A 26871-nucleotide genomic window follows, 5' to 3' on the forward strand; every position below is an offset into this window, starting at 1 on the left:
ACCTATTAAGCAACATATTCATCAAGATATTCATCAACATAAATAAAACGCGACGCTGGTGTCGCAGTGACCCTACAAAAGTATTGAGGATTTAAGATGGCGAAAATCATAGGCGGTTTAGCAGTTTCACATACCCCGACCATCGGTTTTGCGGTTGACCACAACAAGCAGGAAGAAAGCGCCTGGGCACCCATTTTCGAAAGCTTTGCGCCGATGCAAAAGTGGCTGGATGAGAAAAAACCGGACGTGCTGGTGTACATTTTCAACGACCATGTCACCTCGTTTTTCTTCGATCACTATTCTGCCTTTACGCTGGGTATCGACGAGCAGTATGAAGTCGCTGACGAAGGCGGCAGCCCGCGTGATTTGCCTGCGGTTAAGGGCCATGCGGCACTGTCGCAGCATATCGGTGCCAGTCTGATGGCAGACGAATTTGATATGTCATTCTTCCAGGATAAGCCTTTGGATCACGGTTTGTTCTCGCCGCTTTCTGCCCTGCTCCCGCATGAAGGCGGCTGGCCGACGCAAATCGTTCCGCTGCAAATCGGCGTGTTGCAGTTCCCTATACCGACTGCCCGCCGCTGTTACAAACTCGGCCAGGCGCTGCGCCGTGCGATTGAAAGTTTCCCGGAAGATTTAAACGTGGCGATTGTTGCGACCGGTGGCGTTTCACATCAGGTGCACGGTGAACGCTGCGGCTTTAACAACCCGGACTGGGATGAGCAGTTTGTCGATATGATTGTTAACGACCCGGAACGTCTGACCGAAATGACGCTGGCCGAATTTGCCACGCTGGGTGGTATGGAAGGCGCGGAAGTCATTATGTGGCTGGTGATGCGCGGCGCGCTGTCGGCCAATGTGAAGAAACTGCATCAGGCCTATTATCTGCCGTCGATGACCGGTATCGCCACGCTAATCCTTGAAAATCAGTCACGTGAAGCACCGTATGACGTGCAGCAGCGCCAGCGTGACAAAATCGCGCAGCAAATGGCGGGGGTCGAAAAACTGCCGGGCACCTACCCGTTCACTCAGGCGCGCAGCCTGAAAGCGCTGCGTATTAACCGGTTCCTGCACCGTCTTATCCAGCCTGCATGGCGCGAGCGTTTCCTGACCGATCAGAAGGCTATGTTTGCTGAAAACAAACTGACGGACGAGGAACAAAAGCTGCTGCGTGAACTCGACTGGCGCGGCATGATCCATTACGGCGTCAGCTTCTTCCTGCTGGAAAAACTCGGCGCAGTAGTCGGTGTCTCCAATTTACATATTTATTCCGCGATGCGTGGCGAAACGCTGGAAGAATTCCAGAAAACCCGCAATCAGCAAGTTCTCTATTCAGTAGCAGGTAAAGCGAAAGCATGACGATTTTTGAGCAACCCAAGATCGACACACATCACCACGTGTTTGATCCGGCGCGCTTCCCGTACCTTCCGGACACGCCTTATCGTCCGGAAGGACACGAGATTGGCACCACCGATTATTACCGCGCCGTGATGCAGGCGTATAACATCCGCCACTCGCTGATTGTCGGCCCGACGTCGGGTTACAACACTGACAGTACATGTTTGCTGGATGCGCTGGAAAAGGGCAACGGCCGCTTCAAAGGCATCGCTGTCGTCCCGTTTGATATCAGCACTGAGCGGCTTGCCAGCCTGAAACAGGCCGGTGTGGTCGGCATTGCGATGAACGTTGCGATGCTCGGCACGGAGCCTTTTTTGCATCTCGATGGCCTGATGGGGCGTCTTGCCGAACTGGATATGTTCGCTGCCATTCAGGTGCAGAACGATCAGCTTCTGGCGTTATTGCCGCTGATCAACCGCAGTAAAACGCGGCTGCTGATTGATCACTCCGGACGCCCTGACATCACGCAGGGCCTGCAACAACCGGCGTTTCAGGCTCTGCTCAGTCTCGCTGACCAGCAAAGAACCTGGGTTAAGCTGTCTGGCTTAGCGAAATTCAGCCGCCAGCCTTTCCCTTATCAGGACGGGCACGCCTATCAGCATGCGCTCCTTAATGCGTTCGGCGCAGAACATTGCATGTGGGGTTCAGACTGGCCGTTCCTGCGGGCAGAACACCGGATGGATCTCGGCACGCTGCTGATGCTGGTTGAACAATTATTCCCTGACGAAAAAATCCGTCAGCAGATTTTGTGGCAGACGCCGAAAGATTTGTTTGGATTTACGGATTACTGAAGAAAGGAAAGACCGATGAACTATAAAATTGCCGTCTTTAACGGCCCGAATCTCAATCTGCTTGGCACCCGTGAACCGGAAACCTACGGCCACGACACGCTGGCGACCATCGAAAAGTTATGCCGTCAGACCGGTGAAAGCTGCGGCGCAACCATCGAATTCTTCCAGACCAATCACGAAGGCGATCTGATTGACCGCATTCAGGCCTGCCGGGGAACGGTGGACGCGATTGTGCTGAACGCCGCCGCGTGGACGCACACCTCCGTCGCCATCCGCGACGCTGTGACCGCCGTCAGCCTGCCACTGTACGAAGTCCACATCACCAACGTGCATAAACGCGACGCCTTCCGCCATCACTCATTTCTTTCCGATGTTTCCGTCGGTGTGATCTGCGGTTTTGGCATTCAGGGGTATGAATATGCAATCAGGCAGGCAGTGGTGAATTTGAATAAGTGATTTAGCTGCAAACCTTTCGGATTTCTGCCACCAGTGCTTCCGCCGCCGGTGACAGCAGGCTGCCGGCGCGGAATGTCAGGCCGATGGCGCGGTGCGTATCGGCCAGATCCAGCGGCAGTTTAACCAGTTCGCCGGACTCAAGTTCGTGCTCCAGCTGGCGGGCTGATACTGCTGCCAGCATGTCCGAACCGAGCAGCAACCCGCGTACAATCCCGAGATCGCCGCTTTCAACCACCGGATCGGGCGGTGGCATATTCATTGCGGCAAAACTGTTGTCCAGCAGTCGCCTTGCCGGTGTTTCGGCGCGCGGCAATACCCATCGCGCCTGGCGTAAATGTGCCTGCGTCACAGCGCCGCCCAGCAACGGATGTCCCTTTCTTGCCAGTATCACCATACTTTCGGTAAACAACGTTTCCGTCGCCATATCCGCCGCGTAATCACTGGAACGCAGCGCACCAAAAATGAAATCCACTTCGCCGGAACGCAGTTCCGATGCCAGTGCGCTGAAGGCACTTTCGTTAGTCACCACTTTAACGCCACTGTAGCGTTGCGTGAGGCCGATAATCGCCTGTGGCAACAGTCGCGTGCGCCCGAGCGGCAACGCACCCACCTGCACCATTCCTTCCAGTACACCGCGGCGGGCGGCAATATCAGCGGGAATATGCCGGAGTTCGTTGAGCGCGCGGCGCAGGTTCGGCACGATATCCTGCCCGGCAAGCGACGGCATCATGCCGTGCGGCGTACGCTCGAGCAGCGCCAGACCGGCTCCGTTTTCCAGCACTTTCAGGGCGGCACTGACCGCGGGCTGGCTGAGGCCGAGCAATGTGGCGACCGTCTGCATATGCCGCGTTTTGCACAGCGAGATAAAAATTTGCAAACGCCGGACGTTAAACAGATACAGCGGTTCGGTATCACCGCGCCGTTGCCCGCTTTTACCCTGTAATTTCGCCAGCTGTAAGGGGATCTGACGCAGCTCGGCAATCGCCCGTCGCGCACGTGGCAGCACGCATTTACCGAAATCGGTCAGCAACATGCCGTTGGCATGACGTTCAAACAACGGGACATCAAGCGCCTGTTCCAGGTCGCGGATCGCCCGTGTGACCGCCGACTGCGTGCGGTAAAGCTCATCGGCCGCGCGGGATACGCTTCCCTGATCGACAACCTGACAAAATGCCCGTATTTGCATCAGGTTACTCAGCACCTCAGACTCTGCCATCCCCTTCTCCCTTCTGGTTTTTTTTCGTGACCTCTCCCTGCAATATAAATAAAACGCATACCCCCTGCAATCAAATGAATTACCCGTCTCAGGCGCAGACTGACAGCATGGAACTCAGACATTTTGAGAACAATAAAACCAAGGACACCCTCATGACTCAGCCAAAAAAAGATGATGTTAAAAGCGCATTAGTCGTCAGCGCCCACTCCGCCGATTTCGTCTGGCGTGCGGGCGGTGCCATCGCCAAACATACCCAGGCCGGTTATGCCGTCCACATCGTTTGTCTGTCTTTCGGCGAGCGCGGTGAATCCGCCAAACTGTGGCGTAAAGGCAACATGACCGAAGAAATTGTGAAAGCGTCGCGTCGCGAAGAAGCCATGGCCGCCGCTGAAATTCTCGGTGCCACCGTTGAGTTTTTCGATATGGGCGATTATCCGCTGCGTGCCGATAAAGAATCGTTGTTCCGCCTGGCCGATGTTTACCGCCGCGTGCAGCCGCATTTCGTACTGACCCATTCGCTGAAAGACCCGTACAACTACGATCACCCGATGGCGACACATCTGGCGCAGGAGGCGCGGATTATCGCGCAGGCCGAAGGCTATAAACCGGGCGAAACCATTGTCGGCGCACCGCCGGTTTACTGCTTTGAACCGCATCAGCCGGAACAGTGCGACTGGAAACCCGATGTTCTGCTCGATATCACCGACGTCTGGGACAAGAAATATCAGGCCATTCAGTGCATGGCCGGTCAGGAACATTTGTGGGAATACTACACCCGCGTCGCCCAGCAGCGCGGCGTACAGGCCAAACGCAACGTCGGGATCACCAGCACAAAAAATATCGTTTACGGCGAAGGCTATCAGAGCCTCTTCCCGCGCGTGACGGAGGATTTAGCATGAGTCTGGTCGGCAAAAAAGGCGTCGTGGTTCGCCATATTCCACGGGCAAATAAAGCAGATGTGTCAGCCCTCGCGGCTTTTGGCGTCGCCACCGTGCATGAAGCGCAGGGGCGCAAGGGGTTGCTGGAGGCCGGCATCCGTCCGATTCAACAGGATTGTGCGATTTCCGGCAGCGCTGTCACCGTGCTGACCGCACCGGGCGATAACTGGATGTTCCACGTTGCCGTAGAGCAATGTCAGCCGGGCGACATTCTGGTAGTAGCGCCAACCTCGCCCTGTTCCGACGGTTTCTTCGGCGACTTGCTGGCAACGTCGCTGAAAGCGCGCGGTGTGACCGGACTGGTTGCCGATCTGGGCGTGCGTGATACCAAAACACTTCGCGATATGGGATTCCGCGTCTGGTCGCGCTCAGTTCATGCACAAGGCACTATTAAGGAAACGCTCGGTTCAGTTAACGTGCCGGTGGTCTGTGCCGGACAACTGGTGTATCCGGGTGATGCCATCGTGGCCGATGATGACGGCGTGGTGGTCGTTCGCCGCGAAGAGGTCGCGCGAGTGGCGCAGGCCAGTCGTGAGCGTGAAGCGCTGGAAGAAAGAAAACGCGCACGAATGGCAGACGGCGAACTCGGGCTGGATATCTACAATATGCGCCCGCGTCTGGCAGAAAAAGGCCTGAAGTATTTCGATTCCACTGAAGAATTAGAGCAAGCCGAAAAGCGCTGAGGAGCTGATATGCCGCAGACCCGAATTCCCTGCCTGCTGATGCGCGGCGGCACCTCGAAAGGCGCATTCTTTCTGGCGGACGATTTACCGGCAGACCAGACCCTGCGCGATAACGTGCTGCTGGCGGTGATGGGTTCGCCCGATCCGCGCCAGATTGACGGTCTTGGCGGTGCCGACCCGCTGACCAGCAAAGTGGCGATTGTGCGTCCTTCGGCACGTCCTGATGCCGACGTCGATTATCTTTTTGCACAGGTGAATGTCGATAAAGCGGGGGTGGATTACGGGCAAAATTGCGGCAATATTCTGGCCGCCGTCGGCCCGTTCGCCCTCGAACGTCAGCTGATCAGCGCGATCGAAGGGATAACGCCGGTGCGGATCTTCATGGAAAACACCGGCCAGATCGCGACCGCTCATGTGCCCGTAGAAGACGGTCAGGTTTGCTATCAGGGTGATTTGCGCATTGATGGCGTACCGGGCACTGCGGCGAAAATCAGCGTGGAATTTGCCGATATCGCCGGTTCCAGTTGCGGCGCGTTGCTGCCAACCGGTAACGCCCGCGACACGTTCGACGGTATCGAGGTCACCTGCATCGACAACGGCATGCCGGTTATTCTGCTGCGCGCAGCCGATTTCGGGCGCAGTGGTTATGAAACCCGTGAACAGCTCGATGCTGATACAGAACTGAAAAAACGCCTCGAATCGATCCGTTTGCAGGCGGGTCCGAAAATGAATTTGGGAGATGTCACGCAGCGCACGGTCCCGAAAATGACGCTGATCGCCGAACCGCGAAATGGCGGCGCTATCTCAAGCCGGACGTTTATCCCGCACCGCTGTCACGCGTCGATTGGCGTTCTCGGCGCGGTCAGCGTCGCCAGCGCCTGCCTGATCCCCGGTTCTGTTACCGAAGGGCTGGCACATGCGTCCGCCGGCGAAACACCTTTAATCAGCGTGGAACATCCGACCGGCGAATTCAGCGTGGAATTACAACTCGACCCGGCAAAAAGCGGTGCGGAACGCCTGAAAGGTTGCGCGTTGTTACGCACCGCCCGGCTGATTTTTGAAGGCCGCGTCGCGATCCCTGCCAGCATCTGGGACGGTAACCAGGACAACCATCAGGAACCCCATCATGAATAACGTGACCCGCATTACCCTCATTGGCCTTGGCGAAGTCGGCACCATTCTGGCAACGGATCTGAAAAAGCAAAATCCGGCGCTGGATGTTATGGCATTTGATAAGCAGACAGATTCAGCGGTTATCCTTCAGCACGCCCGTGATGCCGGAGTGAATTTTGCGCTTTCTGTGGAAGACGCCGTAAAAAACAGTCAGATCATTTTCTCTGCCGTGACCGCCGCCGAATCGCTGAATGTAGCCGACGCCGTCGCCCGGCATCTCGCCCCCGGACAGTTCTTTCTCGATCTGAATTCCGTTTCCCCGCACACCAAACGCGAGGCAATGGCGCTGATTGAACAGGCGGGTGGCCGTTATATCGACGTCGCGGTGATGGCGCCTTATCCGCCTGCCCGCCTGAAAACGCCGCTGTTGCTGGGAGGCACGCATGTTTACGCCATCAGCGAATGGCTGAATGAAAACGGATTTAACAGCAAAGTTCACAGCACCAGCGTCGGCGAGGCCTCGGCGATCAAGATGTGCCGCAGTGTGATGATCAAAGGCCTGGAAGCGCTGACTGCCGAATGCCTGAGTGCTGCGCGGCAATACGGCGTCGAGCAAGAAGTGCTGGCCTCGCTGCACGCCAGTTTCCCCTCACTCGGCTGGGACGCGCAGTTTCCGCACTATCTCATCAGCCGGATTGCAGAACACGGCAAACGCCGCGCCGAGGAAATGCGTGAAGTGGTGAAAACGCTCGAAGATGTGGGTATCGCACCGAATATGAGTTCCGGCACGGTGCTCGCCCAGCAGGAACTGGTGGATGCGCTGGCCGCGAAGGGGATCAGGTATTCGGATCTGCAGCCGTTTGACTGGGGGAAAACAGTGGATCTGTTGCATCATCGGTGATGCGAACCGGAACAGGCCTTAAGGTCAAGGTCGTGGGCGTCTGAATCGCCCGCAGGATCTTAAATTCAAAATCAAAATGGTTTTATCTTTAAAAATGTCGATTGGCGTGCTCAAAAATGGCACCGAATGAACGGTTCGAGACCTATGGCTCGAGCCGAGCGAAGCGAGACAACGTCACGAAGTGACGGCCCGAAGGGCGAGGCCGTAGGCCGAGTAAACCTGAAATGAGGGAATCGCGAAGCGATGACATTTTGCGCCACTCACTGATGCACCAGAACAAGTCCGTCATACCTGCGACAGCGCGCAGTGAAAGAGCCCGGGGGGTCTTGGGGGGTGGCGGCGATAGGCCGCCCCCCAGGTCGGTGTGGGCCGACGCCCACGACCTTGACCTTGACTTAAAAAGCGCCTTTATGCCCGCTCCGGCATAACCCGATGACATCTCGTCACCACACCCTCTGCCCCGCAGACAAGCTCCTGCGGCATCTGGCAGCCGTCACCTGCCAGCGGGCAACGCTCGCGGAAATAACATCCCATCGGCAGATTGCGGTTGCTGGGTAATTCGCCCTTTTTATCAACGATGCCCTCATCCAGTGCCCGTCCGGCGCGGGGCACAGAGTCGAGCAACAAACGGGTGTACGGGTGCTGCGGCTCGGACAGGACTTTTCCCGCCGCGCCCAGTTCAACAATTTGCCCCAGATACATCACCGCCACACGGTCGCTCATGTGGCGCACAACGGACACGTTATGGGAAATCAGCACGTAGGTCAGATTACGCTGGCGTTGCAGTTCCACCAGCAGATTGAGGATTTGCGCCTGCACTGAAATATCCAGCGCCGAGGTGGGTTCATCCAGCACGATGATGTCTGGCTCAGAAGATAACGCGCGGGCGATGGAAATACGCTGACGCTGGCCGCCGGAAAATTCATGCGGCAGGCGGTCGAGGTATTCTTTGCGGATCCCCACCTGCTCCGCCAGCGTAGCGGCCAGTTCGCGGCGTTCGCGGCTGCTGTTGTGTTTTTGCACATATACCGGCTCGGTGATGATTCGCCAGACCGGCAGACGCGGGTCCAGTGACGATTGTGGATCCTGAAACACCATCTGCATACCGGAACCAAACCACGAGTTGTCGTGTCGCGCACGGTGGATTTCTCCGCTGCTCGGTTTTTGTAATCCCATCAGCAATTGTGCCAGTGTGCTTTTTCCGCAGCCGGACTCGCCAACAATCCCCAGCGTTTCGCCGCGGATAATATTGAGATCAAGCCCGTTCAGCGCATGAACATAACCGGTGGGTTTACCCCGCCAGTTATAACTTGCAGGAAATCTCACGCGCACATCCTGCAACTCGACCAGGGCTTCAGCAATCATCAGAAATGCTCCTCAATGCGTTGAATGTTGATTTCGGCGGCATGACGCTGCGGATGCCAGCAGGCAACGGACTGCTGTGGAAACGGAGCCAGCGGGGACAACGCAGGTGTTATCAGACAGTGCTCGTCGGCGTGATGACAGCGGCCGCGAAACGCACAGCCTTGCGGCAGTTTTTCCAGATTCGGCACCGTGCCGGGAATGGCTTTCAGCAGGCTGCGTGGTTCACCGTTTTCAGGTGCCGCCTGTAATAAGCCAACGGAGTACGGGTGCGACGGCGTTTCTATTACGTCCGCCGTGTTGCCGCTTTCAATGACGTGCCCGGCGTACATCACATAAACCCGGTCACAAAGCTGAGACACCACGGCCATATCATGGGTGATAAATAACACCGCGGTGCCGCTGGCGCGGGCTTTACGCTGGAGCAAACGTAAAACCTGACGCTGCACCGTGACATCCAGTGCGGTCGTCGGTTCGTCGGCGATGATCAGTTCCGGCTCACAGGAAAAGGCCATCGCGATTAATACCCGCTGACGCATCCCTCCGGAAAGTTCGAACGGATAACGCGACATCACCTGTTCAGCATCAGCAATCTGCATGTCATCGAGCAGCCCGATGGCTTTTTGCCACGCCTGCGCCTTGCTGAGTTTCTGATGCAGACAGATGACCTCGCACATCTGACGGCCAATTTTTCGCGTCGGGTTCAGCGCATTCATTGGCTCCTGAAAAATCATCGCCACACGTGCGCCACGTAAGGTGCGCATCTGTTCTTCACTGGCGTGAACCACGTCAGTGCCCAGCATGCGTAACGCGCCCCCCGTGATGGTGAAACCGTCGGGCGGCAGCAGACGCATGGCCATCATCGCGGTAACCGATTTACCTGAGCCGGATTCGCCAACCACGCCGACGATTTCCCCGGCGTTCACTGACAGCGAAACCTGATTCAGTGCTTTGACTTCGCCGCCGTAAACCGGAAAGACCAGTTGCAGATTGTCGATTTCCAGTACCGGCGCGTGGGTTTGTTCAGTCATTTCAGCGCCCTCTGCTTTTCGGATCCAGCAGGTCGCGCAGACCGTCGCCGAACAGGTTAAAACCGGTGGCAGTGATCAGGATCGCCACCCCAGGAAATGCCGAATACCACCACTGGTCGAGAATATAATTGCGGCCATTGGACACCATCGCGCCCCATTCTGCGGTCGGTTGTTGCGCACCAAGGCCGATGAAGCCGAGCGTTGCCGCCATCAGAATCGAGGTACCGATATCCAGAGAAGCCTGCACCACCAGCGGCGGCATGACGTTTCGTAAAACGTGCCAGGTAATGAGATGCCAGCGCGATGCGCCGAACGTTCGCGTGGCCTGCATATACGCCTGATGACGCAACATCAGCGTCTGCCCGCGCGCCAGCCGCACATAAAACGGGATGCGGACTACGGCAATCGCCAGCATGGCGTTAAACAAACTCGGCCCGAGCGCGGCGGCCAGCGCCATCGTTAAGACCAGCGAGGGTACTGACAGCATGATGTCCATGCAGCGCATGATCAGCGCGTCCACTACGCCGCCCACCACACCGGAGAAACAGCCGACTAATGAGCCAATCGTGCCCGCAATCACCACCACCGCCAGCCCTGCCGCCACTGACTGCTGACTGCCAATCAGCACGCGGCTGAACAGATCCCTTCCGACTTCATCGGTGCCAAACCAGTGCTGCGCGGAAGGCGCCTGCAACCGGTCAGTCAGGCTGATAGCATTCGGGTCATGCGGCACCAGCCACGGCGAGAAAATCATGATGAAAAGCACAATCAGCATGATCGCCAGCCCCAGCATGGTCAGCGGACTGCGGCTCAGCAGATGAAATGTGCGCCGCCAGTTGGCGAAACGCGGTTTGACGTCCGGAGCCACGATGTCGGCCCGATGATTATTGACGCCCGGTTCAATCACAGACATGCTTCACCCCTCACGGCCAATGCGCGGATCAATCCACACATACAGTAAATCCACACATAAATTGACGATGACATAAGCGAACGACACCACCACCGCGAAGCCCATCACAGCCGGGAAATCCAGCGCCTGAATCGAGTTCACCACGTACGCGCCCATGCCCGGCCAGGCAAATACGGTTTCGGTCAGCACCGCCCCGTAAAGTAAATCGCCCATCGCAAGCCCGAGCACGGTGACCGACGGGATCAGCGCATTCGGCAAGGCGTGACTCAGGATCACCCGCCAGCGTGATAGCCCGTTAGCGCGGGCCGTACGGATGTAGTCTTCGCTTAGTTGCTCAAGCATCGCCGAGCGAATTTGCCGCGCCACGATACCCATATGTACAAACGCCAGCGTCAGCGCAGGCATCGCCAGATGTTGCAGACTGTTCCAGAAGGCGTCCCAGTTACCGGTCAGCAGCGAATCGAGGACATAAAAACCGGTGATATTGGCCGGCGGATCCATCCAGTCATCCAGCCGCCCGCCGCCCGGCAGCAGGTTCAGATGACCATAGAACAGGATAATAACGCCCAGCCCCAGCCAGAAAGCCGGTGTGGAAATCCCCAGCACGGAAAGCAGTCGCACCAGATGATCCGGGAATTTATTGCGATACACCGCCGACAGCACACCCAGCGGAATACCGAGCACAATCGCCAGAAACAGCGCACTGACCGCCAGTTCAAGCGTCGCCGGGAAAAATGCTTTCAGGTCTTCGAGTACCGGACGACCGGTACGGATCGAAGTGCCTAAATCGCCGTGCAGCAAATCACTGACGTAACGGAAGAACTGGACGTACAGCGGCTGATTCAGCCCCAGTTGCTCACGGATATGTTCGACCATTTCATTACTGGCACGATCGCCCGCCAGCAGGCGCGCCGGGTCACCCGGGATCATATGCGAGATGATAAAAGTGATAACGCAAACGCCTGCCATCACCAAAATCAAACCCCAGCATCTTTGTCGAATCAGAGTCCAAAAAGTCATCCTACCCCCCCCGCCAATCCCCAAAAATTCGGGCTGCAGGAAGGCGGCAAGCTCACAAGTCCCCGGGAGCATGGATATACCCTGTGACCGGGGCGAATGAGTGCAGCCAACGCATCTGCAGTTCGAAGTATGACGGGGATTTATTTTTTACTCATTTGACCCACGTTAAACACCTGCTCCAGCATCGGGTTGAAAACAAAGCCTTTTACGTCTTTGTTCATCGCCACCTGATAGTTTTTCTGGAACAGGTAAACGTACGCCGCTTCATCAATGACTATTTTCTGCGCCTGCTGGTAATCGTCAGTGCGCTGTTTCTGATCCGTGACTGAAACGGCCTTTTTCAGCAACGCATCCACGTCAGGATTTGAGTAGAAGGAACGGTTACCCGGCAGGCCTTTTTTGTCGGACTCAAACCAGTAGTTCATAAACATGTACGGGTCGGCGAAATCCGGGCTCCAGTTACCGATTGAAATGTCGTAATCGCCCTGCCCGATGCGGTCGCGCATGGTGGCGTTAGCCAGTTTTTCCAGCTTCACGTTGATACCGGCCTGACCGAGGCTGGCCTGCACGGAAAGCGCGATGGATTCCCAGTTCGGGTCGTTGTCGGAATACAGGAAGTCCAGCGTTTGCGGCTTGTCTTTGACTTTCCCGAGGTCAGCTTTGGCCTGCGTAAGATCTAAGGTGTATTGTTTCGCCGCCGGGTCGAAACCCCACATCCCCTCAGGGATTGGCCCGCGCATTTGCTTGGCATTACCGCCGAGAATGCCCTTCACCATGCCCTGATAATCCACGGCAGAAGAAATCGCCCGACGCAAATCCACCTGATTCAGCGGCGCTTTGGCGTTATTGAGATACAGATAGGTCACGCGCAATGAAGGGAATTCTTCCACCGCGACTTTGTCCTCTTTTTTCAGCGCGGCCAGTTGATCCATGGGCAGAGAATCGGCGATATCCAGATCCCCCCGCGACAGTTGCAGGCGGCGGGTGGCGCTTTCACCAATAATTTTCACGGTCACACGTTTGAACGCCGGTTTCGTGCCGTTGTAATGCGGATTCGGCACCAGTACCAGTTGCTGACCTTTTTGCCAGCGATCGAGCTTATAAGGGCCGGAACCGGCAGTATGACCGGCGAGCCATGCCTTGCCTTCATCAGCAGGATTGGCTTTGGCAATCGCCGGATTGACGATGCCTGCGCCGTCATTCGCCAGCGTGTAAAGGAAAGGCGCAAACGGCGTTTTAAGCGTAAAGGTCACGGTCATCGGATCGACGACCGTCACCGTCATGTCTTTCGGGAAAGCTTCAGACGGACCCTGACCGATTTTCATCAGACGCTCGAACGACCATTTCACCGCGTCGGCATTGACGTCGGACCCATCATCAAATTTAGCGCCCGGTTTGAGTTTGAACGTCCAGACCAGTTGATCGGGTGAAGCCGTCCAGCTGGCTGCAAGATCGCCTTCCACCTGCGTCGAGCCTTTGCCGTCTTCGGTTTTATACTGCACAAGACGCTGATACGCCGGATACGTGACTGTCCAGTCGTTGTTGTCGATAGTCACCGCCGGATCCAGCGTTTGCGGATCCGCCGCTTTACCAATGACCAGCATGTCTTTGGGTACGGCAGCCTGAGCGGCAAAACTTAAGCCTGACAAGGCGAGAAAAATAGCACCGGCCACCTGTGTTTTCGTATTTTTGCGGAACGTGTTGATTGCTGTGTTGCTCATCGGAGAACTCCTGGCTCTGTCAAAAAGTGATAAGAGACGTGCAATAATTACGCGGCATCCACCGGCGGATAGCAGCCGAACCGCTCTTCCAACAACGGATACGTTTTGGCATCCGGTAATTCAAAGTGCCACCACTCGCTGGTGATACCCTTAAAGCCGCCCGCTGCCATGACGGCGTTGAGCAACAGACGGTTACGCTGAATTTGCGGCGGTAAGTCGGGATAAAAAGGGTGCGAGACTTCAGTCATTTCATCAAAGCCCGCTCCCATATCCACCACTTCACCCTTCTCATCCAGCAAGGTCAGATCTACCGCCACACCGCGGCTGTGGTGCGAACCGAGTTTGATATCCACCACGTAATCAGGATTCGGAAAGGCCGCCCACAAACAGGCCTGTGCTGCCTGCGGCCGGTAAGCGTCATAGATTTTCAGGGTAAATCCGGCCAGTTTCGCCACGGCGTTGCAGCGGACCAGCGCGGCAGCCGCATCAGGATGTAACAGGCAGCGGGATTCGCGATAAATCGGCTGACCGGTCAGGTTATCGGCAGTGGCATATTTCAGGTCGATCACAGCGTCAGGCAGAATTTCAGCCAGATCGATCAGGTCAACATCAGGGGTTTTCGTATTCATCAATAACTCTGTCCGCAGGTTTAAAAGTCAGGATTCGAATTGTCCGAGCTGTTTTTGCAATATCCGGTTATTCGCCAGACGCTGTTCTACGTCGTTGCCACGCAGTTCGAGCACCGCCGAACACAGCAGATTGAACAGACAACTCAGCGGTGCCATCGAATCCCAGAACTGGCCGGTGTCAGTTTTCACCTGTAATAAATCCACCGGATAATCGCGCGCCCACGGACAATAAATGTCGGTGATCAGCGCCACGTTCAGCCCTCGCTCGCAGGCCGCTTCGCAATAGGTTTGTGCCATCTTCGAATACGCGCGGGTGTCGGTGACCACCAGATAAGGCTGGGTGAATTCCGAATTCAGGGATTCGACATACGTGCCCGACAGCCCGTCGGCGAAATAGACTTTTGGTCGTAAATACTCAAGATAACTGGAGAAATTATTGGCGATGCCGCGCACCGACTGAATGCCGAGAATAAATACCGCGTCTGCGTCAGCCAGACGACGGCTGACCTGGGCAAAAGCCTCAGTCTGCGCCAGCTGGTAAACGTGATTAATGGCTTCAAGTTCCAGCGCCAGTGACTGTTGCAACTTTTCCTGTTGCGGCTGTTTGCTGCGTTCGCGGTACGCGCCAAGGCGATCGGTGACAACCCAGGGCTGATAAGACGTTCCGCTCTGCAGACGCAACGTTTGTTTAAAATGATCCAGATTTCGATAGCCGAGACTGCGCAGATAACGCCCGACGGATATCCCGCTGGTCGCCGCGCTGCGCGCAATGCTGTCCGCCGTCTCAAAAGGGATCTGCGCCAGATTGGCCAGCAAATAACTGGCAATGCGTTTGCCGGTTGGTGTCTGTCCGGCGAACGACGCTTCGAGTTGCTCGATCACATTCTGCGCTGGCTGCATCAGTTGATCCTTTGTTGCTTCATTGTCAAAAAGCTAGCTGCTGTTAGTAAAATAACAATGCACGGGGTGTGCCAACTCCCAAAAATGAGTGAAATTTGTGCAGCAGATCTGAATTTATGACGTTTTCATGGCAGGTTCCTGGCAAAAAACTTGCAGAAGACCGGCCAGAATCGAACTTGTCGATAACGGCTGCACAACAATCATGCAACTTGTGTTTGCTTTTAGTGCAATCCGTCAGGGAAATGGCGTGAAGATGAGAATAACGGGCAGAGGATTTAATCACTTTGCCTTAATAGTCAACAAGTTGAATATTAAGGCAGCAGTCAGACAACTTTTTGCGTTAACCCTTTGACATGCTTCGGGGCAGTCGCTATTATTCGCCCCGTTCAAACGATTCCTCTGTAGTTCAGTCGGTAGAACGGCGGACTGTTAATCCGTATGTCACTGGTTCGAGTCCAGTCAGAGGAGCCAAATTAGAAAAGCCCGCTTAAGGAAACTTAAGCGGGCTTTTTGCTTTGTGTTTGCATGACTGCAACGGTTAGCGTCATACCCCGTTTTTACATAGCAAATCCAAAATGACTGCCGTCCGGCAGATCGATTTCCAATCGCAGCTTGCCACCAGCTGCTTCTACATACCGCTTCAACGTCGACAATTTTAGGTCACGGCCCGGCTTTTCCATACCAGCAACTGTCGGCTGTTTAATGCCCAACGTTTCAGCCAACTCACATTGTGTTTTATTCATTCTTTCACGCAGTTCGGCCAGCTCAATCGTGATCAAAATATCGGCGGCCATTGCCTGTGCCTGCGCGGCAACCTCAGGTTTTACCGATGCCAGTAACTCTTCAAGGGTTCTGCTCATTAGGGCAATTCCTTTTCTTTTATCGTATTCAGGTGCCGGGAAAATTCATTATCGGCAACCGGTATCATGACATTATAAAATCGTTTTTCATTTCCGGCTTTGTGTCCCGCGCAAAGCAATATACCCCTGCGTAAAGGGTCAAAAGCAAAAAACGCCCGGATGGGTTCGCCTTTACTCTGTATACGCAGTTCTTTCATATTACGATGACAGGAGTTATTCACTGTATCTGCGTAAGGCCTGGATAACGCAGGGCCTTTGTCTTTTAAGACGATCGCCAAAGCCAGCACACTCGCCTGATCAACATGGTCGAGACTATCGAACCAGTCATCAAATCTCTCTGTCGTATTAATTATCCACACAGTCACTCCTTGTCGATTATAGGCTAAAAGCTATATAGGTCAAATGCTATAATCGAAAGGTACTGCCCGGAAGGTATCGTCACAAGGCGGAAGGTAAAAATACGGAAGACGTATTCCAGAAATTCGTGCGATGAAGATAAAAAGAACGGGTGCCTGAGACCAACATGCTTCGTCAACGACCAAAAAGGCGGGGCGAACCCCGCCTTACGGTTAGTTCTTAATTTCGTAGCTTAAGACTGCCGCAATCTCTGTCATACCCTGTTTGATATGTAACTCGCAGAGCGAATCACGCACCATCCAGGTCCAGGCCAGCAATGTGAAACAAACCACGATGAGTCCGTGTAACACAAGCTTTCGCGACATCTTGCCCTCCGTTGCATTTCTGCTTTTAAGAGGCTATCCTGCTGTTGCTTAGACGTGCAGGGATAGCCCCAGGTTGATTGAAAAATCCCCTGGGGCTTTCGTCTTATTACGCCTTGAACAACTATTATATCTTTCTGCTCAAGCCAAATAAGCCTCAAGCACCCGCGGGCATTCTAACAGCTCACGCTGTATAAAATCCCATCAGTTCGTCTGCACTTTGTCCTAATTATCCCCAGATAAAACTTCCCACCCTGACGATAATATATCGTTATCTCTATTGTGCATTAGACATCCATACGTCTATCCCTTAGGATCGAACCATCCGGGATAACGACCTCACATAACGATGAAAATTAAACATTTACCTCTTGATCAAAATATTAATGGCTGGGCGGCGCTGCGCGGCAACACTCCCCGTCATCCTGCTCTGCGTGGCGCAGTGACGGCTGACTGGCTGGTGATCGGCGCAGGTTTCGCCGGGCTGGCGTTTGCACGTCGTATTGCCGAGCTTCGTCCGCATGAGCATGTCGTGGTGCTTGAGGCGCTCGACGTGGCCGATAACGCCTCGGCGCGCAATTCAGGCTTTGTGATTGATTTACCGCATACCGTCGGCAGCACTTCGGCTGAGCTGGAACACGCCAATGCGTACCGGCGTCTGTTACAGTACGGTCTGCATCATCTGAAAGAGACCGTCGATAAGCATGATATTGCGTGCGACTGGCTGAATTCGGGGAAATACCATTGCGCCGTGAGCGAGCAGTTTGACGGTGAAATCGCGCATTATCAGCAGGAACTCACTATGCTCGGCGAAAGCTTTGAGCTGCTGGACAGAGCCGCTCTGCGCCAGCGTCTGGGCACAGATTTTTACCGCAGCGCGGTGTATACGCCCAACTGTATTCTGGTGAATCCGGCGGCGCTGATCAGCGGTCTGGTGGCAACGCTGCCACCGAACGTCACGGTTTACGCTAACTCGCCCGCGTTGCAGATTGACACTCAGGGCAGTATCCGCGCAGAAACGCCGCATGGCGAAGTGCGCGCGGGTAAACTGATGCTGGCGATCAACGGTGCGGCACGCGGGTTACCCCTGTTCAAAGGCAACGTTTTCGCCATGTCCACCTTTGCCACATTGACCGAACCGCTCACGGCAGAACAACGCGCACGTATTGGCGACATAGCTCCGTGGGGCTCGACGCCGGTGAATGCGCTGGCGGGCGCAACGTTACGTTATACCGCTGATCATCGTTTCCTGATCCGCGAGCACGTTAACTTTACGCCGGGTCTGGTGACCAGTGCGGTCGAAACTGGCCGTCATGCGCGCCGCCATCAGGAATTGTTTGCCCGCATTTATCCGCAGTTGCAGGACGTCAATATGGCCTACACCTGGTCGGGGCTGATCAGTATTACGCGCAACGGGGCGCCGGTGTGGGGGAATATCGGGCCGAACGTGTATTCGTCGGCGGGCTGCAATGGCTCAGGTAGTTCCAAGCAAAGCGCGTTCGGGCGATTGCTGGCAGAGCATGCGCTGGGAGAAGATAATTCGCTGCTGGCCGATATGCAGGGCATCGGACGCGCCAGTTATCTGCCGCCGCGCCCGTTCCTGGATGTCGGTGTTAAAGGCTTTATGGCGCGTGAACGCTGGCGCTCACGTAGTGAAATGTAAATCCTGAACCTGCCGGTCGCCATACACTGACGACCGGCTTTTTTAATGACGCTTATCCACGCGCGCCACAACGCGATCTCCCAGCCACTGAATGCCGCACACCATCACAATCAGTACGACGATCACTTCAATCATCACTACCGTTTCAAACCGCTGATAGCCGTAACGGATTGCCAGATCGCCCAGTCCGCCTGCGCCGATTGCCCCCGCCATCGCCGAAGCACCAATCAGCGCCACCAGCGTGACGACAAATCCGGACAATATCCCCGGCAACGCTTCAGGGATCAGCACATCCCAGACAATGCGCAATTTACTGGCTCCCATAGCGCGAACGGCATCAATCAGGCCGCGATCGACATCACGCAATGACACTTCCGCTACTCGGGCGAAATACGGCGTTGCCGTTATCGACAAGGGCACAATCGCCGCCCATGTTCCGAGTGACGTACCGACCAGAAAACGGGTGACCGGGATCAGCGCCACCAGCAGAATGATAAACGGCAGTGAACGGAACCCGTTGATAACCAGCCCGAGCGAGCGGTTAACCCAGCGGTTTTCGGCAATACCGCCGGGACTGCTCATCACCAGGATCAGACCGAGCGGTAAACCGGCGATCAGTGAAAACAGCCCGGAAATTGCCGTCATCAATAATGTTTCTTCGATGGCGTTAATCAGCAAATCAATCATTACCGGAGACATAACCTGTCAGCTCCACGGTGGCCTGGTGCTGTTGCAGCCAGTCTAAAACAACCTGCTCAGACGCCGTATCGTTCGCCGGTACTGAGAAGAAGAAACGCACAACGGCGTAATGCTGGATATGATCGACACCGCCCTGAATCAGCCGGAATTTGCCTGGTAAAGCGGTTGCCATCTGAGTGAGGATTTCACCTTGCCTGCCCTGTTCGGCATACTGCACGCTGTAAATCGCCTCGCCCTGACGTACCGGTGAAAGGCGTTCAGCCAGCGCTTCCGGCAGTTGTGGCAGCAAACCCTGCAGCAAGGTTCGGGTCAGCGGGGATTGAGGATGCGCAAACACCTGCCACACCGGCCCTTCTTCGATGATTTCACCGACATTAATGACTGCCACGCGATGCGCGATTTTTTTGATCACTTCCATCTCATGTGTGATCAGCAAAATGGTGATACCGAGTTTCTGATTTAGCGATTGCAGCAGTGCCAGAATCGAACGGGTGGTTTCAGGATCCAGCGCCGACGTCGCTTCATCGCAGAGTAAAAGCGCCGGATTGGCCGCCAGCGCACGGGCAATACCGACACGCTGTTTCTGCCCGCCGGATAAAGCCGCCGGATAGTTTTTGGCTTTGTCCTCCAGCCCGACCAGCGCCAGCAATTCGGCGACGCGCGCCTGACGCCGTGCCTTATCGTATCCGGCAATTTTCAGTGGCAACGCAACGTTTTGCTCTACGGTTTTGGCAGAAAGCAAATTGAAATGCTGAAACACCATTCCGACCCGGCTGCGTACAGCCTGTAAGGCTTTTTCGCTAAGGCCGGTAATCGGACGCCCTTCGATTTCAATCACGCCTTCATCAGGCTGCTCAAGGCCGTTAAGGCAGCGGATCAGCGTCGATTTACCCGCTCCGCTTCGTCCGATAATACCGAGGATCTCGCCCCGCCGGACTGTCAGCGACACATCTTTCAGCGCCTGTGTCGTGCCGAACTGGCGGCTGACGCGATGCAGACGTACGACATTCTCCGTGCTGTCCTGCCCCACATCCATCCCGGTATGTGTAAACAGCCCGGAATTAACCGGGCGGGCAAAGTCGTTATCTGAAGGCGTCGCGGTAAATTGCGCGCCGGTTTCAGAGAGGATCGTCATGCTTACATCCTTACCAGGCCGTCACGCCGGTGCCTTTATAAACCTTATCAAACTCCTGTTTGACGGCATCATTCTGGTAAGAACTGACCAGCGTTTTCACCCACGGCGCGTTAACATTCTCTGTTTTCACCGCGATGAAGTTATTGTAAGGGTTACCTTTTACCGGCTCCTGCGCGATACGGTCCGCAGGCGTCAGACCACTTTTCAGCGCCCAGTCGGTGTTCACAATTGCCGCATCTAAATCAGGTACGGAACGGCCAATAATGCCGGAGTCCAGCTCTTTAATAGTCACATGGCGCGGGTTCTCGGTGATATCCGCCGTCGTTGCGAAAATACCCGCACCGGGTTTGAGCTTAATGACGCCAGATTGCTGGAGCAGGATCAGACCGCGCGCTTCGTTCGACGGATCGTTCGGCACGCCAATCACCGCGCCTTCTTTCAGTTCGTCAGCCGATTTTACTTTTTTGGAATACAAGCCGATTGGCCACACGGCGGTATCGCCCACACGCACGATGTCGTAATGATTTACTTTGATCTGATTATCAAGGAACGGCTGATGCTGAAAGGCGTTGGCATCCACTTCGCCGTTTTGCAGCGCTTCGTTTGGCTGGTTGTAATCATTGAAAATAACCGGTTTCACGGTCAGCCCTTTCGCAGCCGCCTGTTTAACCACTTCGCGCCAGACATCTTCATCTTCCCCGCTGATAATGCCGACTTTAATGGTGGTTTTGTCGGCAGCCTGTGCCGCACCCAGTGGTGCCAGAACGCTGCCGGAAAGAATGGCGGCTGAAGTCGCGGCAAGCAAAAATGCACGGTGAATACGGGTCTTAGATTTGGTAAATGTCTTGCGCATAGAGTATTCCCAAAAGTGTGATGAGAGGCCTGCACACGGCTGTGTTTCAGTGCAGGAATTTGGCGAGTATACCCATCGGCTTATTTCTTTATAATATTGTTTTAATGAAAGTTATTCTAAAAATGAATAACTGATTTGGGATAGTAAATCGATAAAAATGCTTTAGACGCAAGGACTGAATTTTGGCAATAAAAAACCCGCCGGAGCGGGTTTTCATTTAAGCCGTAGAGTATCTTAAACGCGTGTCAGGATTGCGGCTCTTCTACCGGCTTCACTTCCAGTGACACCATCCCGATGCCCAGTTTACGTGGCTGGAAGCCGCCGCTGGTGCCTTCGGTTGGCTCGGTCGGTGCAGGTGGCGTGATAACAATGCTCTGGGCCGCTTCAGGGTTGGTAAACTGCACTTTCACAATGCCGTCCTGATCGCCGAAGGTGACAAACTGTTCCTGATCGCCAACGCGGACGGAGACCGGTTTATCAATGTTATTACCGTAAGCACGTGCGCGGATCACTACGTCAAATGTGGTTGGCAGCGGTTTGACGTAATCGATTTTCACCGATGGCGCGAGATTGGCATCCGACCAGCGCCCCCAGTTTTCTACTGTCGAAACCCCGGTAATCGCTTTCACCTGTTCTGGTAAACCCGGCACCATGAACGCGATGGCCGGAGACTGATAACGCGTCGCTTCATCATCAATATTCAGGGTTTTCAGCGTTTGCTGATAAATGGCGTTGCTGCCCGAGGTGTCTTTAGCGAAATCGACTTTCCCTTTGAAGGTGTCACCGGTGACCTGCACGATAGACGGCTTCGCTCCGAGGTTACCGGAAGCCACGCACAGACCGGTATTCAGTGAAAGTTCCGGTGCCCAGACGCGCCCCATTTCGTAGCATTTATCCACCCAGACAAAGTTGTCACTGGTCGCCAGACCCGCGAGTTGTTTTTTCAGCGGCGTGGACAGATAAACGTCAAACATGGGTTCAATTTTCTCGCCGGTGACCTTCAGGATAAACGGCGTTTTGATGGTCATGCCGGAGAAGGTAAAGGTATTGTCTTTAGTATTCACTGCGTAATTTTTAATGCTGTTCGGGAAGCCCCACTGTTTGATAACCGCCGGTTTCCAGGCATTCACTTTGTCATCAATGTTGAGGAACTGCGCGGTCATCGAGGTGGCCGAAATCCCGCTGCGCCCGAGGCCGATAAAGTTATCACCGCCCATGATATCGAGCACCGTAGCGCCGTTATCCAGCGTGCTGCGTTTCGCCGCATTCTGATCGGCGGCTGCCGGATGACGTCCGTCCATCACGAAGAACAGGTCTTTACGGTTCTGTTTGGTGAGAATGTTATACGCGGTATTGTTCATCGCCAGATGATCGGAAGACACCACGATGATGGTGTTATCGTAATAACCGGATTTTTTAATTTTATCGATAAAGGCCGCAATCAGTTCCTGGCTGCAGGACACCGCGCTCAACGACTGGTTAGCCTTACCGTTCACTTTATATTCATTGCGGGTACAGCCGCGCGAAATAAAGCCGTCCGGATGGTGGGTATCGACGGTCAGCGTGAACAGCGAGAAAGGTTTTCCCTCTTTGCTCAGCGTCACGAATTTTTTGTATACCTCATCCAGCAAGGTATCGTCATACCAGCCCCAGTCATTTTTATATGAGGGGTCAGCAACGGTCGGACGCAGTTCGTTATAACCGTAAAGATGGTCGAAGCCATGTGATTTCAGGAAGGTGCCTTTACCCGCAAACGCCAGTTCAGCGCCCTGGTAGAAATAGTTGGTGTAACCGGCCCCTTTCAGCACATCGCCAATACAGACGTTTTCCGGATAGAAGGTCGCCAGCGCGCTTGAGGCGTTGCCATCGAAAGGCGCAAAAAGTGGAATGCCACATTGTGAAGCGACCATACCGGCGATGGTATAGCCGGTGCCCGGCACCTGTTTAGTGTTGGTGAAATCGATACTCTGCGCTTTGTGCTGGCTTAATTCAGTCGTCAGGCCCGGGAACACTTTGTCATCAAAATAGGTACGTTCCAGACTTTCGCCATAGATATAAACCAGATTAGGTTTTTTCGCGCCTTTAACGATTTTTTCCGGCACTTTGTAATAAGTATCGAAATCAGCGCCATGTCCGGAAATCTGCGTTTTCACCAGGCGGGAAATATTCTGGAATGCCTGAGTTGAACCGACCGAGAAAACTGCCAGCACGACGGCCAGCATGCTGTACATCACACTGCTGTTTTTAGTCCGGCGCTGTTTGAGCCCCCACGCCAGTAATGCGAAAACGGCAATCAGCCCGCTGAGTAAGCCGATGAATGGCAGGATATATTTATTCAGACCCGCACCTTTCAGACTGCTGGTGACGGTATACAACACCGCATCCGTGATGCCTTCACCCGTGAAGTAATTGCTGCCAATCAGAATGACATTCAGGATGACGTAGAGGCCGAGGAAAAACAGTACCAGCGAAAACCAGACGCGGCTGGCCGACGCCCGGGTGACGTATAAGAAAATTGAGGAAAGAAATAAAATAAACGAAATTATCTCAGAAGCCATTTCAGCACCCTGTCTGATTAAAACAATAAACTCTACGACCCTTCTCTGCCGCTTTACGGGCAGCGCCGACGGTTCAACTCATCGAGCGAATGACTGATTTGTCACTCACTTCATCCCTGAGACAGGAAAATGTCATGCCAAAAACGGATAGCGCTATATAGCCTGTTGCCACGAATGGGTCAACGCCTTAACACTGCGTCAGGTCACTGATTTATCCTAAAAAACTGACTTTTTACAAATTATTGACGGCAGGCTCCGGATAATAGCTTAAAAATTTAACAGTGCCGTCACTTTTCGGTAAGAATTGCATGATAGCCGATTAGTATGAGCGAAATGTGGAGGGAGATTGAAAATGCGAAAAATAGTTGGCGGGAAAGCCCGCGATACAGGGTATTGCGGGCTTTGATAATGAAAAATCAGATTCCTCCCAGATAGGCTTTACGCACTTCCTGATTATGCAAAAGTTCATCCCCCGTGCCGCTCAGGCGGATCTGCCCGTTGACCATGACGTATCCGCGATCAGAAAGCTTCAGCGCGTGATGTGCATTTTGCTCGACCAGAAAGATAGTCATCCCGCTTTGCGCCAGCTCGCGCAGGGTCTGAAAGATCTGTTTTACGATGATAGGCGCCAGCCCCAGACTGGGTTCATCGAGCAACAGTAATTTGGGACGACTCATCAGCGCACGGGCAATCGCCAGCATTTGCTGCTCACCGCCGGACATGGTCATCGCCCGTTGCTTTCGCCGCTCTTTGAGGCGCGGAAATAAATCAAACATAGTTTGCAGATCTTCCGCAGCATATTTGTTGCCAATGGGAATGGTGCCCATCAGCAGATTCTCTTCGACGGTCATGTCCGGAAAAACCCGCCGCCCTTCCGGCGACTGCGCAATACCCGCAGAGGCCACAAAGTGCGTCGATTTACGGCTGATATCCTCGCCACGAAATAAAATCTGCCCGCTCTGCACGCGCGGCTGACCGAATATCGACATCAGTAATGTGGATTTTCCGGCACCGTTCGCGCCAATCAGCGCCACGGTTTCTCCCTGATTCACCTGCAGGGAAACCTGCTGCAACGCCTGAATTGCCCCGTAAAAGACATTCACATCGCGAAACTCCAGCATCGTGTCACTCATAAGCTGACCTCGTCGTCTTCATCAGCACCGAGATAGGCGGCAATGACTTTCTCATCATTTTGAATGGCTTGTGGTAAGCCTTCGGCAATCACGTCTCCGTGGTCGAGCACGATAATGTGGTCGGAAATTTCCATCACCATGCCCATATCGTGTTCAATCAGCAACACCGTAATGTCGTGGTGATCGCGCAGAAAACGTATGATTTTACTCAGCGTCCTCGTCTCTACCGGATTGAGTCCGGCAGCGGGTTCATCCAGGCAAATCATCTCCGGCGCGGTACACATCGCCCGCGCAATTTCCAGCCGCCGCTGCTGACCGTAAGACATTTCTCCCGCCAGCCGGTTGGCACAATCAACCAGTTCCACCACTTCCAGCCAGTAAAATGCCCGGTCCAGCGCCTGATTTTCGGCACGGCGATAAGCGGGAGTATTGAGGACACCTGCGATAAGATTACGATTGGTTTGCATGTGTTGTGCGACCAGCAGGTTTTCAATCACCGACATCTCACGAAACAGCCGGATATTCTGGAAAGTGCGTGCCAGTCCGGCGCGGTTGACCAGATGCGTGCCGCCAAACATTTTGTAGAAAATACGTTTCCCCAGTTGCGCCGGTTTTATCCAGTCATCCGGCTGGAATTTCTGCCCGAGCACCTGAATCACATTGGTGGTGCGGCGGCGGGTATTGAGCAGAATATTGCCGCCGGAAGCCTTATAGAAACCGGTCAGGCAATTAAATACCGTGGTTTTCCCCGCGCCGTTCGGACCGATCAATGCAGTAATTGAACCGCGTTTTACCACCAGATTTACATCGTTCAGCGCCTTAATCCCGCCGAAATGCATGCGTAAATGCTCGACGCTAAGAATATTGTGATCCGCTAATGCTTCGCTCATGGCGCGACTCCTTTACGCACGGCAAACCCGCTGCGGCTGATGCGGATTAACCCGCGCGGTCGCCAGATCATCATCACCACCATTAACACCCCGAACAACAGCACGCGATATTCCGCAAAGCTGCGCAAAAGTTCCGGCGCGACAGTCAGGACAAATGCCGCCAGCACCACGCCGATGGTCGAGCCCATACCGCCCAGCACCACAATGGCGAGGATCAACGCAGATTCGAAAAAGGTAAAAGAGGTTGGATTAACAAATCCCTGATAGGTAGCGAAAAACACGCCCGCGATGCCGGCAGTGGAAGCGCCGAGTGTAAATGCCGAAAGTTTTACCAGCACGTGATTAAGCCCCATCGCACGGCAGGCAATTTCATCCTCGCGCAGCGCTTCCCACGCGCGGCCAATCGGCATGCGGGTCAGGCGGTGTTTGATAAACAGCACCAGCAATACCACCAGAACCAGCACCGCATAGATGAAGATAAACTTCATGTTGGGGTTGTAGGTCAGATGGAAGAATTCGTGGAACGGCACGCCGCCTTCCTTCGCCCGCCGGCCAAATTCCAGACCGAAAAACGTGGGTGGTGGCGCGGAAACGCCATTCGGTCCGCCGGTAAACGACAACCAGTTGGTCAGAACCAGACGGATAATTTCACCAAAACCGAGCGTCACAATGGCCAGATAATCGCCGTGCATACGCAGAACCGGAAAGCCGAGCAAGGCCCCGGCCAGCGCGGCCATTAACGCCGCCAGCGGCAGCATCGACCAGAATCCGAGACCGAGATACTGGTATCCCAGCGCCAGCCCGTACGCGCCGATGGCATAAAAAGCGACGTATCCCAGATCCAAAAGCCCGGCCAGTCCGACCACAATATTCAGCCCGAGGCCAAGCAGCACGTAGATCAGCCCCAGAATAGCAACGGTCAGAATGTATTTCGTGGCGACAAACGGAAAGAAAATCGCCAGCACCAGGATCAGCGGGATTATCCAGCGCAGATTGCTTTTGTGATCCGGCGGCCGCACGTACACACCTGCGCTGTCCGACTCGAAACGTGCGCGCATTTTCTGTCCGCTAGCGGTTTCCAGAAAAGCGCTGAGCAGAAAGCGCCCGAGCATGACGATTGCGATAATCCAGATCAGCCTCTGGGAATGGAAGTTAAAGCTATAACCGTCCAGCACCACGCCGACCACAGGTCCGAAAATAATCAGTGCCACCAGCCCGGCGAAAATCGCATCCAGCAGGCAGCGTTTAAGCGAAAATTCGCGGTTCACAGCAGTTTGTATCGTCATTTT

At 54.6% G+C, this 26871-nt stretch carries 26 protein-coding genes, 1 tRNA gene and 1 other RNA gene; 10 read left to right on the plus strand and 18 right to left on the minus strand.

The window, feature by feature from the left end; genetic code table 11:
* Positions 1–96 precede the first annotated feature (96 nt).
* From J1778_RS09020 to aroQ, 3 genes are read left to right on the plus strand one after another with little or no spacing between them, the layout of a single operon-like run.
* Positions 97–1359 carry a gallate dioxygenase gene (locus J1778_RS09020; protein ID WP_217172889.1) on the plus strand — a complete coding sequence of 421 codons (1263 nt, stop codon included), beginning with the start codon at positions 97–99 and terminating at the stop codon, positions 1357–1359.
* Positions 1356–2189, plus strand: a complete 834-nt coding sequence (locus J1778_RS09025; RefSeq protein ID WP_217172890.1) for an amidohydrolase family protein — start codon at positions 1356–1358, stop codon at positions 2187–2189. Before J1778_RS09020 ends, J1778_RS09025 begins: the two co-directional genes overlap by 4 nt.
* Before the next feature lie 15 nt (positions 2190–2204).
* Positions 2205–2645, plus strand: coding sequence for a type II 3-dehydroquinate dehydratase (aroQ, locus tag J1778_RS09030; protein WP_217172891.1), 441 nt, complete (start codon positions 2205–2207; stop codon positions 2643–2645).
* A gap of 1 nt (position 2646) precedes the next feature.
* Here the strand turns inward: aroQ and J1778_RS09035 are convergent, their stop codons facing one another.
* The gene (locus J1778_RS09035; protein ID WP_217172892.1) at positions 2647–3861 is read right to left on the minus strand and encodes a LysR family transcriptional regulator; all 1215 of its coding nucleotides are present in this window, start codon (positions 3859–3861) and stop codon (positions 2647–2649) included.
* A gap of 152 nt (positions 3862–4013) precedes the next feature.
* Here J1778_RS09035 and galB point away from each other — a divergent pair, with 152 nt between their 5' ends.
* From galB to J1778_RS09060, 5 genes are all read left to right on the plus strand, one after another.
* Positions 4014–4760, plus strand: coding sequence for a 4-oxalmesaconate hydratase (galB, locus tag J1778_RS09040; RefSeq protein WP_217172893.1), 747 nt, complete (start codon positions 4014–4016; stop codon positions 4758–4760).
* Complete coding sequence (locus tag J1778_RS09045) at positions 4757–5482, plus strand: 4-carboxy-4-hydroxy-2-oxoadipate aldolase/oxaloacetate decarboxylase (protein WP_217172894.1); 726 nt, start codon at positions 4757–4759, stop codon at positions 5480–5482. The genes galB and J1778_RS09045 overlap by 4 nt, the downstream gene beginning before the upstream one ends.
* A gap of 9 nt (positions 5483–5491) precedes the next feature.
* Positions 5492–6616, plus strand: a complete 1125-nt coding sequence (locus J1778_RS09050; protein ID WP_217172895.1) for a 4-oxalomesaconate tautomerase — start codon at positions 5492–5494, stop codon at positions 6614–6616.
* Complete coding sequence (locus J1778_RS09055; RefSeq protein ID WP_217172896.1) at positions 6609–7496, plus strand: NAD(P)-dependent oxidoreductase; 888 nt, start codon at positions 6609–6611, stop codon at positions 7494–7496. The genes J1778_RS09050 and J1778_RS09055 overlap by 8 nt, the downstream gene beginning before the upstream one ends.
* A 134-nt stretch (positions 7497–7630) precedes the next feature.
* Positions 7631–7712, plus strand: a non-coding RNA gene (locus J1778_RS09060) — RtT sRNA.
* A 192-nt stretch (positions 7713–7904) separates the two neighbouring features.
* Here the strand turns inward: J1778_RS09060 and J1778_RS09065 are convergent.
* The 7 genes from J1778_RS09065 to J1778_RS09095 form a co-directional block, all read right to left on the minus strand.
* Entirely contained in the window at positions 7905–8861 is a 957-nt protein-coding gene (locus tag J1778_RS09065; RefSeq protein ID WP_217172897.1) for an oligopeptide/dipeptide ABC transporter ATP-binding protein, read from the minus strand.
* The gene (locus J1778_RS09070; RefSeq protein ID WP_217172898.1) at positions 8861–9889 is read right to left on the minus strand and encodes an ABC transporter ATP-binding protein; all 1029 of its coding nucleotides are present in this window, start codon (positions 9887–9889) and stop codon (positions 8861–8863) included. The genes J1778_RS09065 and J1778_RS09070 overlap by 1 nt, the downstream gene beginning before the upstream one ends.
* A 1-nt stretch (position 9890) precedes the next feature.
* Entirely contained in the window at positions 9891–10802 is a 912-nt protein-coding gene (ddpC, locus tag J1778_RS09075; RefSeq protein WP_217172899.1) for a D,D-dipeptide ABC transporter permease, read from the minus strand.
* 3 nt (positions 10803–10805) lie between these two features.
* Positions 10806–11822 carry an ABC transporter permease gene (locus tag J1778_RS09080; protein ID WP_120161840.1) on the minus strand — a complete coding sequence of 339 codons (1017 nt, stop codon included), beginning with the start codon at positions 11820–11822 and terminating at the stop codon, positions 10806–10808.
* Between the two features lie 140 nt (positions 11823–11962).
* Positions 11963–13543 (minus strand): ABC transporter substrate-binding protein, encoded by a 1581-nt coding sequence (locus J1778_RS09085; protein WP_217172900.1) that lies wholly within the window; start codon positions 13541–13543, stop codon positions 11963–11965.
* A 47-nt stretch (positions 13544–13590) separates the two neighbouring features.
* On the minus strand, positions 13591–14172 hold the full coding sequence (gene ddpX, locus J1778_RS09090) for a D-alanyl-D-alanine dipeptidase (protein WP_217172901.1): 582 nt from the start codon (positions 14170–14172) through the stop codon (positions 13591–13593).
* A 27-nt stretch (positions 14173–14199) separates the two neighbouring features.
* Complete coding sequence (locus tag J1778_RS09095) at positions 14200–15072, minus strand: MurR/RpiR family transcriptional regulator (RefSeq protein ID WP_217172902.1); 873 nt, start codon at positions 15070–15072, stop codon at positions 14200–14202.
* Between the two features lie 395 nt (positions 15073–15467).
* Between J1778_RS09095 and J1778_RS09100 the strand changes: the two genes are divergently transcribed.
* Positions 15468–15543 (plus strand) — tRNA-Asn (locus tag J1778_RS09100).
* Between the two features lie 86 nt (positions 15544–15629).
* Here J1778_RS09100 and J1778_RS09105 read toward each other — a convergent pair.
* The 3 genes from J1778_RS09105 to J1778_RS09115 all read right to left on the minus strand — a co-directional run bounded on the left by J1778_RS09105 (position 15630) and on the right by J1778_RS09115 (position 16654).
* Positions 15630–15932 carry a helix-turn-helix domain-containing protein gene (locus J1778_RS09105; RefSeq protein ID WP_217172903.1) on the minus strand — a complete coding sequence of 101 codons (303 nt, stop codon included), beginning with the start codon at positions 15930–15932 and terminating at the stop codon, positions 15630–15632.
* Entirely contained in the window at positions 15932–16291 is a 360-nt protein-coding gene (locus J1778_RS09110; protein WP_217172904.1) for a type II toxin-antitoxin system RelE/ParE family toxin, read from the minus strand. The genes J1778_RS09105 and J1778_RS09110 overlap by 1 nt, the downstream gene beginning before the upstream one ends.
* A 210-nt stretch (positions 16292–16501) precedes the next feature.
* Entirely contained in the window at positions 16502–16654 is a 153-nt protein-coding gene (locus J1778_RS09115; RefSeq protein ID WP_217172905.1) for a Hok/Gef family protein, read from the minus strand.
* A 346-nt stretch (positions 16655–17000) separates the two neighbouring features.
* Between J1778_RS09115 and J1778_RS09120 the strand changes: the two genes are divergently transcribed.
* Positions 17001–18314: an NAD(P)/FAD-dependent oxidoreductase gene (locus J1778_RS09120; RefSeq protein WP_217172906.1), complete on the plus strand. Its 1314-nt coding sequence runs from the start codon at positions 17001–17003 to the stop codon at positions 18312–18314.
* 42 nt (positions 18315–18356) lie between these two features.
* Here J1778_RS09120 and J1778_RS09125 read toward each other — a convergent pair whose 3' ends face one another.
* The 7 genes from J1778_RS09125 to livM all read right to left on the minus strand — a co-directional run bounded on the left by J1778_RS09125 (position 18357) and on the right by livM (position 26868).
* The gene (locus J1778_RS09125) at positions 18357–19013 is read right to left on the minus strand and encodes a methionine ABC transporter permease (protein WP_120161833.1); all 657 of its coding nucleotides are present in this window, start codon (positions 19011–19013) and stop codon (positions 18357–18359) included.
* Positions 18994–20148, minus strand: coding sequence for a methionine ABC transporter ATP-binding protein (locus J1778_RS09130; RefSeq protein WP_217172907.1), 1155 nt, complete (start codon positions 20146–20148; stop codon positions 18994–18996). The genes J1778_RS09125 and J1778_RS09130 overlap by 20 nt, the downstream gene beginning before the upstream one ends.
* A 10-nt stretch (positions 20149–20158) precedes the next feature.
* Positions 20159–21001 (minus strand): MetQ/NlpA family ABC transporter substrate-binding protein, encoded by an 843-nt coding sequence (locus tag J1778_RS09135; RefSeq protein WP_217172908.1) that lies wholly within the window; start codon positions 20999–21001, stop codon positions 20159–20161.
* 245 nt (positions 21002–21246) lie between these two features.
* Positions 21247–23559, minus strand: a complete 2313-nt coding sequence (gene opgB / locus J1778_RS09140) for a phosphatidylglycerol--membrane-oligosaccharide glycerophosphotransferase (protein ID WP_217172909.1) — start codon at positions 23557–23559, stop codon at positions 21247–21249.
* A gap of 416 nt (positions 23560–23975) precedes the next feature.
* On the minus strand, positions 23976–24692 hold the full coding sequence (locus tag J1778_RS09145) for an ABC transporter ATP-binding protein (RefSeq protein ID WP_217172910.1): 717 nt from the start codon (positions 24690–24692) through the stop codon (positions 23976–23978).
* Positions 24689–25582, minus strand: coding sequence for an ABC transporter ATP-binding protein (locus J1778_RS09150; protein WP_217172911.1), 894 nt, complete (start codon positions 25580–25582; stop codon positions 24689–24691). The genes J1778_RS09145 and J1778_RS09150 overlap by 4 nt, the downstream gene beginning before the upstream one ends.
* Positions 25579–26868: a high-affinity branched-chain amino acid ABC transporter permease LivM gene (gene livM / locus J1778_RS09155; protein WP_217172912.1), complete on the minus strand. Its 1290-nt coding sequence runs from the start codon at positions 26866–26868 to the stop codon at positions 25579–25581. The genes J1778_RS09150 and livM overlap by 4 nt, the downstream gene beginning before the upstream one ends.
* Positions 26869–26871: the final 3 nt, after the last annotated feature.

This window comes from Rahnella bonaserana, assembly GCF_019049675.1.
In the GTDB taxonomy this organism is placed as follows: Bacteria; Pseudomonadota; Gammaproteobacteria; order Enterobacterales; family Enterobacteriaceae; genus Rahnella; species Rahnella bonaserana.

What these genes read in the sequence shown, in the direction of transcription:
- J1778_RS09020 (WP_217172889.1), top strand. Translation starts at nt 97, where the DNA reads ATGGCGAAAATCATAGGCGGTTTAGCAGTTTCACATACCCCGACCATC.
- J1778_RS09025 (WP_217172890.1), top strand. Translation starts at nt 1,356, where the DNA reads ATGACGATTTTTGAGCAACCCAAGATCGACACACATCACCACGTGTTT.
- aroQ (WP_217172891.1), top strand. Translation starts at nt 2,205, where the DNA reads ATGAACTATAAAATTGCCGTCTTTAACGGCCCGAATCTCAATCTGCTT.
- J1778_RS09035 (WP_217172892.1), bottom strand. Translation starts at nt 3,861, where the DNA reads ATGGCAGAGTCTGAGGTGCTGAGTAACCTGATGCAAATACGGGCATTT.
- galB (WP_217172893.1), top strand. Translation starts at nt 4,014, where the DNA reads ATGACTCAGCCAAAAAAAGATGATGTTAAAAGCGCATTAGTCGTCAGC.
- J1778_RS09045 (WP_217172894.1), top strand. Translation starts at nt 4,757, where the DNA reads ATGAGTCTGGTCGGCAAAAAAGGCGTCGTGGTTCGCCATATTCCACGG.
- J1778_RS09050 (WP_217172895.1), top strand. Translation starts at nt 5,492, where the DNA reads ATGCCGCAGACCCGAATTCCCTGCCTGCTGATGCGCGGCGGCACCTCG.
- J1778_RS09055 (WP_217172896.1), top strand. Translation starts at nt 6,609, where the DNA reads ATGAATAACGTGACCCGCATTACCCTCATTGGCCTTGGCGAAGTCGGC.
- J1778_RS09065 (WP_217172897.1), bottom strand. Translation starts at nt 8,861, where the DNA reads ATGATTGCTGAAGCCCTGGTCGAGTTGCAGGATGTGCGCGTGAGATTT.
- J1778_RS09070 (WP_217172898.1), bottom strand. Translation starts at nt 9,889, where the DNA reads ATGACTGAACAAACCCACGCGCCGGTACTGGAAATCGACAATCTGCAA.
- ddpC (WP_217172899.1), bottom strand. Translation starts at nt 10,802, where the DNA reads ATGTCTGTGATTGAACCGGGCGTCAATAATCATCGGGCCGACATCGTG.
- J1778_RS09080 (WP_120161840.1), bottom strand. Translation starts at nt 11,822, where the DNA reads ATGACTTTTTGGACTCTGATTCGACAAAGATGCTGGGGTTTGATTTTG.
- J1778_RS09085 (WP_217172900.1), bottom strand. Translation starts at nt 13,543, where the DNA reads ATGAGCAACACAGCAATCAACACGTTCCGCAAAAATACGAAAACACAG.
- ddpX (WP_217172901.1), bottom strand. Translation starts at nt 14,172, where the DNA reads ATGAATACGAAAACCCCTGATGTTGACCTGATCGATCTGGCTGAAATT.
- J1778_RS09095 (WP_217172902.1), bottom strand. Translation starts at nt 15,072, where the DNA reads ATGCAGCCAGCGCAGAATGTGATCGAGCAACTCGAAGCGTCGTTCGCC.
- J1778_RS09105 (WP_217172903.1), bottom strand. Translation starts at nt 15,932, where the DNA reads ATGAGCAGAACCCTTGAAGAGTTACTGGCATCGGTAAAACCTGAGGTT.
- J1778_RS09115 (WP_217172905.1), bottom strand. Translation starts at nt 16,654, where the DNA reads ATGTCGCGAAAGCTTGTGTTACACGGACTCATCGTGGTTTGTTTCACA.
- J1778_RS09120 (WP_217172906.1), top strand. Translation starts at nt 17,001, where the DNA reads ATGAAAATTAAACATTTACCTCTTGATCAAAATATTAATGGCTGGGCG.
- J1778_RS09125 (WP_120161833.1), bottom strand. Translation starts at nt 19,013, where the DNA reads ATGTCTCCGGTAATGATTGATTTGCTGATTAACGCCATCGAAGAAACA.
- J1778_RS09130 (WP_217172907.1), bottom strand. Translation starts at nt 20,148, where the DNA reads ATGACGATCCTCTCTGAAACCGGCGCGCAATTTACCGCGACGCCTTCA.
- J1778_RS09135 (WP_217172908.1), bottom strand. Translation starts at nt 21,001, where the DNA reads ATGCGCAAGACATTTACCAAATCTAAGACCCGTATTCACCGTGCATTT.
- opgB (WP_217172909.1), bottom strand. Translation starts at nt 23,559, where the DNA reads ATGGCTTCTGAGATAATTTCGTTTATTTTATTTCTTTCCTCAATTTTC.
- J1778_RS09145 (WP_217172910.1), bottom strand. Translation starts at nt 24,692, where the DNA reads ATGAGTGACACGATGCTGGAGTTTCGCGATGTGAATGTCTTTTACGGG.
- J1778_RS09150 (WP_217172911.1), bottom strand. Translation starts at nt 25,582, where the DNA reads ATGAGCGAAGCATTAGCGGATCACAATATTCTTAGCGTCGAGCATTTA.
- livM (WP_217172912.1), bottom strand. Translation starts at nt 26,868, where the DNA reads ATGACGATACAAACTGCTGTGAACCGCGAATTTTCGCTTAAACGCTGC.